11 protein-coding genes are annotated in these 13,200 nt (G+C 49.2%); 10 read left to right on the plus strand and 1 reads right to left on the minus strand.

Annotated elements, in window-relative coordinates:
• Positions 1 to 43: 43 nt before the first annotated feature.
• From HWI92_RS12515 to HWI92_RS12560, 10 genes are all read left to right on the plus strand, one after another.
• Positions 44 to 871: a transketolase gene (locus tag HWI92_RS12515; protein WP_204655496.1), complete on the plus strand. Its 828-nt coding sequence runs from the start codon at positions 44 to 46 to the stop codon at positions 869 to 871.
• Entirely contained in the window at positions 864 to 2,858 is a 1,995-nt protein-coding gene (locus tag HWI92_RS12520; protein WP_204655498.1) for an NAD-dependent epimerase/dehydratase family protein, read from the plus strand. Before HWI92_RS12515 ends, HWI92_RS12520 begins: the two co-directional genes overlap by 8 nt.
• A gap of 67 nt (positions 2,859 to 2,925) precedes the next feature.
• Positions 2,926 to 3,219, plus strand: coding sequence for a type II toxin-antitoxin system HigB family toxin (locus tag HWI92_RS12525; RefSeq protein ID WP_204655500.1), 294 nt, complete (start codon positions 2,926 to 2,928; stop codon positions 3,217 to 3,219).
• Between the two features lie 12 nt (positions 3,220 to 3,231).
• Positions 3,232 to 3,591 (plus strand): helix-turn-helix domain-containing protein, encoded by a 360-nt coding sequence (locus HWI92_RS12530; RefSeq protein WP_204655502.1) that lies wholly within the window; start codon positions 3,232 to 3,234, stop codon positions 3,589 to 3,591.
• Positions 3,592 to 3,627: 36 nt separating this feature from the next.
• Complete coding sequence (locus HWI92_RS12535; RefSeq protein WP_204655503.1) at positions 3,628 to 4,548, plus strand: transketolase family protein; 921 nt, start codon at positions 3,628 to 3,630, stop codon at positions 4,546 to 4,548.
• Positions 4,545 to 6,242, plus strand: a complete 1,698-nt coding sequence (locus tag HWI92_RS12540; protein WP_204655505.1) for a hypothetical protein — start codon at positions 4,545 to 4,547, stop codon at positions 6,240 to 6,242. The genes HWI92_RS12535 and HWI92_RS12540 overlap by 4 nt, the downstream gene beginning before the upstream one ends.
• Before the next feature lies 1 nt (position 6,243).
• Positions 6,244 to 7,365 (plus strand): acyltransferase family protein, encoded by a 1,122-nt coding sequence (locus HWI92_RS12545; protein ID WP_204655507.1) that lies wholly within the window; start codon positions 6,244 to 6,246, stop codon positions 7,363 to 7,365.
• Positions 7,366 to 7,435: 70 nt separating this feature from the next.
• Positions 7,436 to 8,179 (plus strand): glycosyltransferase family 2 protein, encoded by a 744-nt coding sequence (locus HWI92_RS12550; protein ID WP_204655509.1) that lies wholly within the window; start codon positions 7,436 to 7,438, stop codon positions 8,177 to 8,179.
• An 11-nt stretch (positions 8,180 to 8,190) separates the two neighbouring features.
• Positions 8,191 to 10,875, plus strand: coding sequence for a hypothetical protein (locus tag HWI92_RS12555; RefSeq protein WP_204655511.1), 2,685 nt, complete (start codon positions 8,191 to 8,193; stop codon positions 10,873 to 10,875).
• Positions 10,876 to 10,880: 5 nt separating this feature from the next.
• Positions 10,881 to 11,915, plus strand: coding sequence for a hypothetical protein (locus tag HWI92_RS12560; RefSeq protein ID WP_204655513.1), 1,035 nt, complete (start codon positions 10,881 to 10,883; stop codon positions 11,913 to 11,915).
• Here HWI92_RS12560 and HWI92_RS12565 read toward each other — a convergent pair.
• On the minus strand, positions 11,906 to 13,168 hold the full coding sequence (locus HWI92_RS12565; RefSeq protein WP_204655515.1) for a cation:proton antiporter: 1,263 nt from the start codon (positions 13,166 to 13,168) through the stop codon (positions 11,906 to 11,908). The genes HWI92_RS12560 and HWI92_RS12565 overlap by 10 nt on opposite strands.
• Between the last annotated feature and the right edge of the window lie 32 nt (positions 13,169 to 13,200).

Raw genomic sequence — 13,200 nt, forward strand, 5'->3', positions numbered from 1 at the left:
TCATTTTTCCAGTAAGCCAATACACAGACATACACCATCAGCCATGACAGCAGCAGAAATCTTGAATGACCCCAGGCAGATCAGCGGGGAGCTCCGGCTGAAAATCCTGGGTCTCTACCACCAGGCCAATGCCGGCCATATCGGATGCTCGCTCAGCTGCATTGACCTGATCATTTCTGTTTTGTTTTTACAAAAAACGGAGGAAGATACCTTCATTCTGTCCAAAGGGCACGCTGCGGCTGCGCTGTATGCCAGCCTGAACATGCTGGGAGAGATCACCGACGAGCAGCTCGGCACCTTTTACCTGGACGGCACTACCCTGCCCGCGCATCCTGCACCCCGCCAGTACAAAAGCATTCCATTTGCCACTGGCTCCCTGGGTCACGGGCTGCCCATCGCAACCGGCATTGCCCATGCTGCCAAAATCAGCGGGGAAGACTCCTACTCCTACGTGCTGCTGTCCGATGGTGAAACCAACGAAGGTACCACCTGGGAAGCTGCACATTATGCGATCCAGAATCAGCTGGACAACCTGATCATGTTTATCGACAAAAACGGGTTGCAGGGTTTTGGATTTACCGATAAAGTGCTGGGCGAAACAGCATCCGTGGAGAAGTGGAATGCGATCGGTTTCGAAACCATTGAGCTGGACGGACACGATATTGCTACCATCCATTATGCCGTGAATGAATTAAAAAGTCGTAAAAACGGACTTCCCAAAGCTATTATCGCCAACACTGTGAAAGGCAAAGGTGTATCGTACATGGAAAACCGCCTCGAATGGCATTACCTGCCCATGAACCAGGCGCAGTACGAGCAGGCTGTTGCGGAAGTGAAGGAACGCTACCTTAATGAATTAACGAATGCTTGATCATATACCGGTTTACCGCGAAAAAATTGAACAGTTAAAAGGGCCGGTCTTCGTTTTTGGTGCCAGCGGCTTCATTGGTGCCAACCTTTTCAATGACATTTTCAGGATCAGGAAAGACTGTTATGCGCTCACGCACGATGCTACAAAAGCATGGCGGCTGAAACTGCTGGATGTTCCCTTTGAGAACATTGTCCATTGCGATATCACATCCAGCAGCTCGGTACAGGAGGTTTTTGAAAGGTATAAACCACAAACGATCTTTAACCTGGCAGCGTATGGAGCTTACAGCAAGCAAAGTAATGTTCATCTGACTTACGATACCAATGTGCTCGGGACGGTCAATATTCTGCAGAACTGTACGCGTGAGATGGTTTACATTCATGCCGGCAGCAGCTCTGAATACGGTTTTAATTGTACTTCCCCCAAAGAAACGGATCGCGTAGAGCCCAATAGTCACTATGCCGTGTCCAAGGTCTCGGCTGCCTATCTGCTGGAATACTATGCCAAAGTAGCACAGCTGAAAACGCTGAATCTGCGCCTCTACTCCATTTACGGCTACTGGGAAGAACCCGACCGGCTGATCCCCAAGCTGGTCGAAGCTGCGCGCAAAAAGCAGCTGCCATCGCTTGTCTCCCCGGAAATCAGCCGCGACTTCGTGTTTGTGGAAGATTGCGTGGAAGCATTTCTGGATGCGGCATTAAAGATTGATGCAACCAGTTCGGGACGGTCCTACAACATTGCTACCGGCCGCAAAACCACCATCGGAGACCTCGTAGATACGTCGCGGGAAGCCTTCGGGATCATGCAGGAACCAAAATGGGGCAGCATGTCGAACCGTAAATGGGACCTGGCTGAGTGGTATGGCGATCCAACGGCATTTGAGAAAGACTTTGGCTGGCTGCCGCGTACTTCGCTGGAAGCAGGCCTGCGCAAAACGGAGCAGTGGCAGGAGCAGATCGGCTACGAATCCGCAGTGATCCCGGCATTTGAAAACCCCAAGCTGAACCCGGTTATCACGGCCATCATTGCCTGCTACAAGGATGCTCAGGCGATACCTTTTATGTATGAGCGCTTGGTAAAAACATTCAATCAACTGAAAGTCAGGTATGAGATCATTTTTGTAAATGATAATTCGCCCGACAATCAGGAGGAAGTGATCAATGCCATCTGTGACAAGGACCCCAATGTGGTGGGGATCAGCCACTCGCGTAACTTCGGGTCGCAGTCCGCTTTCCTGAGCGGGATGGAAATTGCTACGGGTGACAGTGTGGTGCTCATGGACGGCGATTTGCAGGACCCACCCGAGATCATTCCTTCTTTCTATGAAAAATGGATGGAAGGCTACGATGTCGTGTACGGCGTGCGGGTGCAGCGTGAGATGAAGCCGCATATCCACTTTTTTTATAAATCATTTTACAAAATATTCCAGGGACTAAGCTACATCCCGATTCCCCGTGACGCCGGCGACTTTTCACTGATTGACAGGAAGGTGGTAAAAGAGCTTGTGAACCTGCCCGAAACAGAGCAGTTTCTGCGCGGACTGCGTGCGTGGGTCGGTTTTAAACAAACCGGTGTACCCTATGTAAGGCCGGAACGTATGTTCGGGGTATCAACCAACAACTGGACAAAAAATATCTGGTGGGCGAAAAAAGCTATTTTCTCTTTCAGCTTTGCTCCTCTTGAGTTGATGAGCTATGCAGGCTTTGCACTGACGGGCCTGTCCATCCTGGGCATTATCTGGCAGATACTGGCAAAACTATTCTTCTTTCCCGACACGCCCCGGGGTATCAGCACAGTGATTGTACTGATCGTATTTTTCGGCGGGCTGACCATTTTGGGCATATCCTTCCTGGGCGAATACATTACCAAGATATTTGAAGAAACCAAAAAACGGCCAAAGTACATCCGCACCAGAATTCGCCGCGGTGCCAAAGCCTATAAAACCGCCGAGGAAATCAGAACGCTGGTGGAGCAGCTGAGGAAATAAGTAGCATATCTCAACAATTTGAAAAAGTCAAAGAAAATTTGAAATACTCAAATAATATTGAGATTAGATGGTTATCATTAAACAGAAGACTTTACACACCTATTCACGTGAATACCCCGAAGCCAAAATTGCAATCAGCGAGTGGGCAGAGAAGACAGAACGTGCCGACTGGGCTAACTTTTCAGAAGTTAAGTCAATGTTTAACAGCACAGACTACGTAGGTGACGACCGGTATGTCTTCAACATAAAGGGGAACAAGTACCGGATGGTAGCGATGATCTTTTTTACAGTCCGGACTGTTTACATCAGATGGTTTGGTACCCATGCTGAATACAGCAAGATCGATGTGACGAAAATCTAAATGAAAATTGTCATGAGCATTTCAACGGAAAACGAGTACAATGACGCATTCCGGAAAATTGATGCGCTGATTGCCGGCAAGTTCGAGGAAAGCGAAGCCGGGAGAAAGGAATTTCTGGAAGTGGCCAAATCGATTCAGGAATATGAGAAACGCTACTATCCTATTCCAAAGCCGGAAACGGTTATCGAGATGGTCGAATTAAAGATGTACGAACGAAAGATCACTCAGAAGCAACTCTCCGCACTGCTTGAAATTACTACCGACAAGCTTTCACAAATACTGAATGGAAAAAGAGAGCCGGACGTATCGTTTCTGAAAGCAGTTTATTTAAAGCTAGGCGTTGATCCAGGGTTTTTACTCAGGAATGTTTAGAAACAGCAACGCAGGCATATTTACCTGAATTCACCCATGAGAAAAGAATTTTCAAATGCCATGGAACAGCTCGCAATGGAGGACGACTCCATTGTTTTTATTACAGGCGACCTTGGCTATAATGCCCTCGAAAATTTACAGGAAAAGCTAGGCAGGCGCTTTATCAATGCAGGTGTTGCTGAGCAGAATATGGTGGGCGTAGCAGCAGGCTTTGCACATAAAGGCTATAAAGTTTTTTGTTACAGCATTGCGCCTTTTATCGTCTACCGCTGCCTGGAACAATTCCGCAATGATGTGTGCTTTAACAACTTGCCTGTTTTCCTGGTAGGAAATGGCGGCGGCTACGGCTATGGGATCATGGGCAGCAGCCACCATGCTATTGAAGACCTGGCTGTACTCAGCGGCATGCAGAATGCACAAGTATGGGTACCGGGATTTTCGGATGAAGTAGGTGAAATTGTACATACCATCAGCGGGGAAGGCCGGCCGGCTTACCTCAGACTGGGAGCAGGCAAGGTAACACCTGCCAACAGCTTTGTGTCGGGCTCATTTAAAGTGATTCATCAGTCTCCCGTGGCAGAAATCACCATTTTCGCGCTGGGCCCGGTGGCAAACAATGTGCTTAATGCACTGACCCTGGCAGAAGATTTGAGTCAGAAAGTGAACGTGATCACTGCCCTTCGCTTTCCGCTTGAACTGACAGCCGACATCACGAAACTCATTTCCGCAACGCCTCACCTCCTGGTGGTCGAAGAACATATCAGCATCGGCGGGCTGGCGCAGCAGTTATCGATTCAGCTGCTTGAAAAAGGCATTGCCCCGAAAAGCTTCCGGAGCCTGCGTGCACAGGGCTACCCGGACGGACTGTACGGAAGCCAGGGTTTTCACCAGAAAAAATCAGGACTGGATGCGAATTCGATTCTTGAACAGCTTAGCCAAATTCTGACTCCGGCATGACAAAAAAGGCTTTTACAATCATCCTGAGCCTGATTCTTCTGATACCGGTACTGGTCTATTTCACAGTCTGGGATTATTATGCCATTAATATTCCCAAATGGGACGATCATGCATTCAAGGCATTTATTATTGAATATGCCGCCGCTCCCGGCTGGCAGGGCAAGCTCAAAGCTCTGCTCCGCCAGCACAATGAGCACCGCGTAGCCCTCACGCGCGCATTTGCCTGGCTGGATTTCTCCATGACCGGCCACCTCAACTACCGCCACATGATGATGGCCGGCAATATCCTGCTGCTGGGCTTCATTCCTTTGTGGTGGGAGTTGTTGAAAAAAAACAAAAAACCATTCTCGGCGCTCATACCGGTACCTTTTCTCTGGCTGACGCTTGCTTTCTGGGAAAATATGTATTGGGGCATGGCTGCCATTCAGAACTTCGGGGTTGTCACGCTCGTACTCTGGACATTGTACCTGTGCATCAAGCCTGATGTCATTCCATTTTGCCTGGCGATCGTGCTGTCGGTGCTGACGGTACTGACCAGCGGAAACGGCCTGCTGGTGTTGCCGCTCGGGGCATTGCTGCTGTTTTTGACCCATAACAGAAAACGGTTTGCGCTGTGGCTTGTCATCAGTGCGGTTCAGCTGTTCGCCTATTTCTACTGGTACCAGAAAACCGAAGCCATCCCCGAGCCCAAGGCATCCGTGTTGCAGCTGGGCGAAGGCTTTATGGCTTTTCTGGGCTCCTTTGCGGAATCTATTCCCGTCGCGGATCATTTCAAGATGTGCTTTTTCCTGGGTGTCGTTCTTTTCCTGGTGGCAGTTTCTATTGCTTCCACTACCCTTTTCAGGATCGTCCGCAATAAGTACAGTCAGAAGTTCGAGCGCATTACCGATCTTTTTTGCCTTGGAGCCATTTTATTCATTCTTGGTACCGCACTGATCGTGGTGTACAGCCGGGCCGGATCGGGGCTGGACGGGCTGATAACGAGCCGGTATAAAATCTACTCGGTATTGCTGCTGCTGGTTGCCTACCTGTATGTGGTAATTCCGATCCGCGGCAGCTTTTTATCCCCGTACATTACTGCCATCGTTTTCCTGGCGGTAACTTTCAATGTTTTCAGCTATCACTATCACCTCGTAGATGCCTATAATCTGCGTAAAATGCAGGTGACAGACCAGTTTAACTGGACATTTGCAAATAAGAACCTTTCGGCACCTGCCGACACCTCTTTTGCTGCCAACATCATTGAAAAAACACCCGTCGTGTATGAGCACTGGCTTCCGCTTGTCGAGCTTGCCGACCGGCAGCATTATGCAGGGACAACCCGCGGACTTACACAGCTGATTGATGCGACCACTTTCAAGCCCGGCTCCAATTCGCTGAGCATCGCCAACAGCAGCTTCACAAGCCAGCGTTTACAGGATAGCGGGATCTACATTGTTCTGAGCTCACCGAAGAGGTTTTACATTTATCCTGCATACAGGACGAGGAACAAAAGCCGTAAGGAGCTTTTTCTGAAACAATACTACTTTGCACCCGGCTATCATACCGAAATTCCCTATGCCGGCATGGAAAAAGGCACCTACAAACTGGCACTGCTCAGGCAGGAAGGTGATGATACGGGCATTCTTTTCAGTGATAAAACATTGAAAATCACTCATCAAATTGAAAGACCGAAAGTCAAAGTCAACTGGTAATATGCGCACTACATCTGACGGACATATCATCCAGCTTGACGGCATCAGGTTCATTGCAGTAGCACTGGTACTGGTCGATCACCTCTTTGTGGCGGTCAATGTGATTCCTTTTGGTGCATTGGGGGTGACGATCTTTTTCGTACTGAGCGGATTTCTGATCTCCCGCATCCTGCTGAAAAGCAAGGAAAAAAATTACAGCGAACCCGACGGTTTCAAAAACTACCTGCGTAAGTTCCTCATCCGCAGGACGATACGCATTTTCCCGGTTTATTACCTAATGATCGTACTCCTTTTCATTTTCAACGTACCTCCGGTGCGTGAGAAGCTGGGCTGGCTTGCGCTGTACGGAACCAACATTTACATGGCTTCGCATAAAACCTGGATGGGCTCCGTGGATCACCTTTGGTCGCTGGCGGTAGAGGAGCAGGTCTATCTATTTTTTCCTTTCCTCATTTTCTTTGTACCCAAAAACCGGCTGGTACCGGTACTGGGCATCATGGGACTGTTCAGCCTGGGGCTCCGCTTTTTTTTGTTTGCCAGACGGGATGTCTTCACTGCCGACGACTGGATCGTCACCTACGTCAGTACGCCTACCTGCCTGGATTCATTTGCACTCGGCGGGCTCATGGCCTGGATGCAGCTGTATCACAAGGCATTGTTTGAAAAACTGTTCAGCAAATCATGGCCTGTGTTGCTGGCTTTGCTGCTTTGGATGGCGCTTCAGTTTTGGGCAAAAACGTTTGATAATAAATATAATGTAGCTTTTGTCGTTCTGGAAAGGACTGTTTCTTCGGTGTTCGGCTTTTTCCTGATTGGCCGGGGTGTGATGGGGTACAAGGGTTTGATGGCAGGTTTTCTCGAAAATCCGGTCAGCATTTACCTCGGCAAGATCAGCTACGGGCTCTATCTGTACCACAATTTCGTGTACAATCATTTTCACAGCGGACCTATGCACCCTACCGTGCGGCTGTTCCGGAAAATATACCAGTATGTGCCGGATCTACGGGGATCGGTGGCATTTGAGGCGCTGATTGTGGCTGCACTCACGATTGCGGTCGCCTCAGTATCATGGTATTTTTTTGAAAAGCCGATCAATGCATTGAAGGATAAGTATGCTTACTAATTCAATTATCGGATAGCCCGGTTACTGGCTTTATTTATTAATTTCGCCCAACTTACCAAATAGGACTTGCATGTCGTACCTTTTAAGTATAGTAATGCCCGCTTACAATGAACAGGATTGTATTGAAAAGGTAGTTACCAACTGGACAGATTTTCTTAAACATAGATTTCCCGAAGATCGCACTACACTTATCGTTATCAACGACGGCTCAAAGGACAACACACAGGTACTTTTGGACCAGCTTTCTCCCAAAATCCCTAACCTGACCGTCGTACACCAGAAAAATGGAGGGCATGGCAATGCGGTTGTCAATGGTTACCGCAAGGCACTGGCGCTCGGATCTGATTACGTTTTCCAGACCGACAGTGACGACCAGTTTATCACATCCGATTTCAACAAGCTCTGGGAACGCAAAGACCAGTCGGAGTTCGTACTTGGTTACCGGGAAATCCGCCACGATGCCGGCGTACGGCTGTTTATCACTAAATTCCTCCGTAGTACCATTGCACTGGTTTACGGCACCTATATACTCGACAGCAATATCCCCTTTCGCCTGATCAAAGGCTCGTTCCTCAAAAAGCTGATGGCTCAGCTTCCTGATCCTGAACCATTTGCACCAAATATTTTTCTGGCTGTGATGGCCAAAAAATCAGGACAGCAACTGTTTGACATTCCGATCACCCATAAAGACAGGGAGACGGGCACTGTATCCATTGTGAAGTGGAACCTTTGGAAAGTTTGCATCCGGAGCTTTAAAGAATTGCTGCGGTTCCGCCTGGAACTTAATCGGAAAGTCAGGGCGATCCGTGCTTAACGCATAAGCTAGTGTCGAAAAAGAAAGTACTATTTTTTTTGCTGGTGCCAGTACTTGCACTGGCAGGTTACTTCCTGTTCAAATGGTCGAAGGGCTCATCTGCTGCGTGGAACTTTGTTCCGTCCAACGCCCTGGTCGTCATCACCAGTCAGCATTTGCAGGACTCGTCATATGCAGCAACCAGTGCCTCACTCGACCTGAAAAGGCTGCCCCTGCTGGATATTGCAAGCGACAACCTTTCCCTGTTTCATATCTTCGCTGCCGATAAGCAGCGCATTCACCGCTTTTTAAAGGGGAAGAGTATTTCCTACTCCTTCCATCCGCGAACAAACACGGAGTGGGGCGTGATTATGTACATTCCGATAGCCACCGGAGAGGAAGAATCGTGGCTCGCCACACCGCATAATACGGCCGTGCGTGCCTTGCACCATAATTTCCAGGATAACCGCATCAACGATGTGATCGACGGGAATTCAAAGCCTCTTTTTTCTTATCTGATTAAAGACAACTACCTTATCCTGAGCTACTATGGTGATCTGATTGAAGACGTGATCCGAACTTCATCACTGAATATTGCCTCGTTCAGGCTGCGGTCGCACTTTTCAAAAATCGATGACTCGGATTATGGTACCAGCCTGTACCTGCGCAGTGATGCATGGAGCTCAGTGCTGCCAGCTGAGCGCGCCAGCGGCTTTTTACAGGAATTTGTACGCAGCTTTCCACGGTACCAGGATTATCATATTGGCAACACTCCAGGAAAGAATGATCTCGTGATGGAATCTGCCGGAGCAGATGCGCCTGAATCCTACCTGACGGAGATCATGAAGGACAATCCGGGCACGCCCTTTACGGCCCACAAGTACATTTCACAGCAAACTTCCCTGCTTTACCGTTCCTCTGCCTCTGACCAGGATGCATTCCGGAAGCAGTTTCTGGCGTGGCACGACACCTATCCGCATGAAGGCTGGAAGCGGCTCAACTACTTTATCGGCAAAGACAGCCGCATGCTCCTCAATAACCTGGGCTCCGAGCTGATCCTCTGCCAGCTGGAAGAAAACAACAGCATCGGCGACGGGAAAATACTGCTTGCGGAATTTTCCAACTACGACAAATTGCGCCCTTTGCTGCAAAAGCTTTCCAAGCTTGCCAACCAGGAAAGTAATGTGTCCAGTGACCGCTACCAGGGTTATGATATTTATTCAGTGCCAATTCCGGAGCTTCCTGCGGGTCTGTACGGACCTGTCTTTACAGGTTTTCAACGCAGCTACCTTACTTACGTGGCTCCTTATCTGGTGATCAGCAACAACTCGCAGGTGCTCCAAAATTACCTGATGGACTATGAAAACCAGATCACCTGGAAACAATCGCCGGAATACGACAGTATCCTGGTGAAGGAAAACAATGAAGCTCAGCTTTCGCTGATTGTTAATTTACGGAAAGTACAGTCACAGGCAGAAAACAGGGCGAGTAAGAGCTATCCGGACCTGACATCCAAGATTGAAACTGCGGTTTTCCAGTGCAGATTCTCGGGGAGCAAGGCATATCCTTCCGTCGGACTTTATCCCAAAAAGAAGCAGACAGCCAGCAATGTTTTGAATAAAACCTTCCTGAACATTGACATTGAATGGCCGGACATTTACGATACCGAGCTCACCGCATTGCAAAACCCGATTGATGGGAGCTCGGAAGTATTGCTTACAGACAGCCAGCACAATTTATTGAGGACCAATAACCTGAGCGATGGAAAGACGCAGGTATTCACCAGGCTCGACGGGCCGATCGTTACGTCTGCCTACAAGGTAGATTTCCTGAATATCGGTCGTCAGCAGCGCATTTTTGCCACAGCGCGAACGGTGTATGTGCTTGACGAGGACGACTCTACCCGTATTTCAACCTTTACAGCCTCATTGCCTTCCACAACGCCCATCACGGCATTGTACGCGATTGACGGCGGTGAGGACGGCAGTAACAGGTTTATCGTTAAAAATGCCTCAGAGGAGCTTTTTATCTGGGAAGGTGTGACCAAACGCATGCGCCGCCTCAGCCAGTCGGTGCGCTTTACAAGCATTCAGGGACCGGTAGTTGCGCTGAACCAGATCGGGAACCGCGGGTTTATCGTGACGGAGCAGAGCGGCAAAATTGCATTGCTGAAAGAAAACGGCAGCCTGCGTCCCGGCTTTCCGGTGGATATTCTCACGCGGAGCGAAGGTGCATTTACATGGACGCAGGATATGGCTACCGGTCAGCCCGAACTAGCCGGTGTGAGTGTCTCGGGCGAGCTGATCCGCATTGGGCTGGACGGGAAAATTACCTCCCGCAGACAGCTGCTGCGGCCTGAGCCAGGCTCCCGGTTCCGCACGCTATACGACCGTAACTCGCTCGATTGGGTTATGCTGCGCTCGCTGAACTCCAAAATGGCAGTCATCACGAAAGAGGGAAAAGAGCTGTTTGAGATCAAGGATATACTTCCGAATGCGGTGGTGCAGTACCACTACTTTGGAGCTGACAACCGCTTTATTTCCATTAAATCGGGAAATTACACGACGATTTTTGACATGACGGGCAAGAGGCTTGGCGACAAGGCAATCCCCTCCGAAATGCCGGTACAGCTCACCTATCAGCCTGGCTACTACAAGCTTTTGATTTTCAGCCGGTCTGAAAAGAAAATTCAGGTTTGGTCCATTAAGATTCTGTAATGCTCATGAAATGGCTCCGGTATGTTATCCTGTTGGCAGGCGTGCTCGTCTGGGCGGTCGGACTCAGTCCCTTCCTGATTTCGAAAGCAGGTGAATGGGGACTTATTAAGGATGGTTACCACTATGGCGACCTTTACAGGCTCTCGAACCTGTCCGCATTCCGGGACCCGAAGAGGAAGTGCCCGCCCCTGAGCACGGAAAAACCTGCGCTTTCTTCGGGAAAGAAAATTCATTTATACATCATTGGTGACAGCTTCACGGAAAAAGAGCGGGTAGGACCCGGCGACTTTGCGGCAGATGCGTATACCTATGTGCATTGGGCGAATTTTCTTCATCTGAAAACAGATACTTCCAGCATCAACATCCTGCTGCTCGAATCGGTAGAACGACATTTCAGGCAAAAACTGGAAAAACCATTTGAAGTCCTGATCCCTGATACGGCTACTTTCGTAGCGACAGCTCCTCCTTCCAAATTCATGCACCGTCTTGACGACGCGTTGAGGTCCAGGCATACGGAAGACCGGCTGGACGCATTCCTTTTTCAGAATGACCTGATACTTGGATTAAAAGAATGGAAGGCTGACTTTAATCATCACCTTTTTGGGCGCGTAAATGAAACCGTCACCCTGGTGAACCATGCGCAGGATATGGTTTACTATATGGATACGGACACGCCCAAAGTCACCTCTTCATTTTCGGCGGTACGCGACACGGAAATTGATACCATGATGATCAACCTGAACAAAAGTGTTGATTATGCGCAGGAACTTGGTTTTGACCACGTGATCCTGGCTGTAATCCCGAATAAAGTTTCAGTACTCGCACCGGATTATGGAACTTACAATAACCTGATCAATCGTGTTTACCACCATTCGGCACTAAAAATCCCATACATTAATGTACTGCCCGAGTTCAGGCAAATGGGCCGTGCGGCTTACCTGAAAGGTGACTCCCACTGGACCTGCGATGCACAGTATCTCTGGCTGGGTAAAGTGAATGCATTGATCCGCCGGCTTGTTACGCCAGCCCCTCATTCCTGAGCGAGTGCTTCGGCATGCTCGGTCATCCTCGCTGTAAGCTTCCCCACGGTCAGGCCCTGCACGATAATGGAAAAAAGCACCACAAAATACGTGACGGAAAGGAAGAGGTCCTGATTCAGATCATTATCAATGGATAAGGCAAGTGCAATCGAAACGCCACCTCTCAGCCCTCCCCAAACCAGAATGGTAATCGATTTTTTACCAAAACGCGTACGGAACGGAATCAGCCGGACGGGAATGTAAATCGATACGAACCGCGCAAACAGTACAATCACGATCGCTGCAATCCCAACCCATATGTATTGTTTCAGATCGGGGATCAGGAGGAGCTCAAAGCCGATGATCAGGAATAGGATTGCATTCAGGATTTCATCGATCAGCTCCCAGAACTTGTCGATGTAGTCGCGCTCCGTATCGGAAACCGCACCCGGATCCTTGCCATAGTTACCGACGACCAGCCCAGCAGCTACCATCGCCAGCGGACCCGACATGTGCATGGCTTGTGCAGCGAGGTGTCCGCCCATCACAATGGCCAGGGTAATCAGCACATGCACGTTGTACCCGTCAACCCGGTAAATCATCTTGGAACCGACAAACCCAAGCAGCAGCCCGAGCGCAATGCCGCCAAGTGCCTCCTTGGCAAAAAGCGTGGCAATGCCGCTCAGGGAAGTATTTACGTCTTCACCCCTGGCAAGTGCCAGCAAAAGGATGAATACCACCACCGCCATACCGTCATTAAAAAGGGACTCGCCGGCGATCTTTGTTTCCAGCGACTTGGGCACTCCGGCCTGTTTTAAGATCCCCAGTACGGCAATGGGATCGGTCGGGGAAATCAATGCACCAAAAACCAGGCATTGCAGCATAGGCACATGCAGCCCGATCCAGCCAAGAAAATAGTACATTAAAGTACCTACGATAAACGTGGAAATTACCACGCTCACCGTCGAGAAGATAATTACCGGAGCACGCTGCTCGCGCAAATCTTCCAGATGCAGGTGGATCGCACCTGCGAAAAGAAGAAAATTGAGCATAGCACCCATTAATATTTCCGTGAGGTCAACGCTTTCAATCAGCGAGCTGATCCGGATAAAAGTTCTGGGAAAAACACTGTCTGTGGCAATCAGGCCCAGGGAAACAATGAGCGCAATCACCATAATGCCTATGGATGACGGCAGTTTCAGAAAGCGTGAGTTGATGTAGGAAAATATAGCCGAGAGTACTATCAGCGCGGAAAAAGAGTAATACAGCTCCATGAAATTATTTTTTAGACTAACCAAAAATAAGA

The sequence above is a fragment of the Dyadobacter sandarakinus genome (assembly GCF_016894445.1).
In the GTDB taxonomy this organism is placed as follows: Bacteria; Bacteroidota; Bacteroidia; order Cytophagales; family Spirosomataceae; genus Dyadobacter; species Dyadobacter sandarakinus.

Coding starts and splice junctions, on each gene's coding strand:
- HWI92_RS12545 (WP_204655507.1), top strand. CDS start 6,244: ATGCGCACTACATCTGACGGACATATCATCCAGCTTGACGGCATCAGG.
- HWI92_RS12525 (WP_204655500.1), top strand. CDS start 2,926: ATGGTTATCATTAAACAGAAGACTTTACACACCTATTCACGTGAATAC.
- HWI92_RS12515 (WP_204655496.1), top strand. CDS start 44: ATGACAGCAGCAGAAATCTTGAATGACCCCAGGCAGATCAGCGGGGAG.
- HWI92_RS12550 (WP_204655509.1), top strand. CDS start 7,436: ATGTCGTACCTTTTAAGTATAGTAATGCCCGCTTACAATGAACAGGAT.
- HWI92_RS12540 (WP_204655505.1), top strand. CDS start 4,545: ATGACAAAAAAGGCTTTTACAATCATCCTGAGCCTGATTCTTCTGATA.
- HWI92_RS12560 (WP_204655513.1), top strand. CDS start 10,881: ATGAAATGGCTCCGGTATGTTATCCTGTTGGCAGGCGTGCTCGTCTGG.
- HWI92_RS12535 (WP_204655503.1), top strand. CDS start 3,628: ATGAGAAAAGAATTTTCAAATGCCATGGAACAGCTCGCAATGGAGGAC.
- HWI92_RS12565 (WP_204655515.1), bottom strand. CDS start 13,168: ATGGAGCTGTATTACTCTTTTTCCGCGCTGATAGTACTCTCGGCTATA.
- HWI92_RS12520 (WP_204655498.1), top strand. CDS start 864: ATGCTTGATCATATACCGGTTTACCGCGAAAAAATTGAACAGTTAAAA.
- HWI92_RS12530 (WP_204655502.1), top strand. CDS start 3,232: ATGAGCATTTCAACGGAAAACGAGTACAATGACGCATTCCGGAAAATT.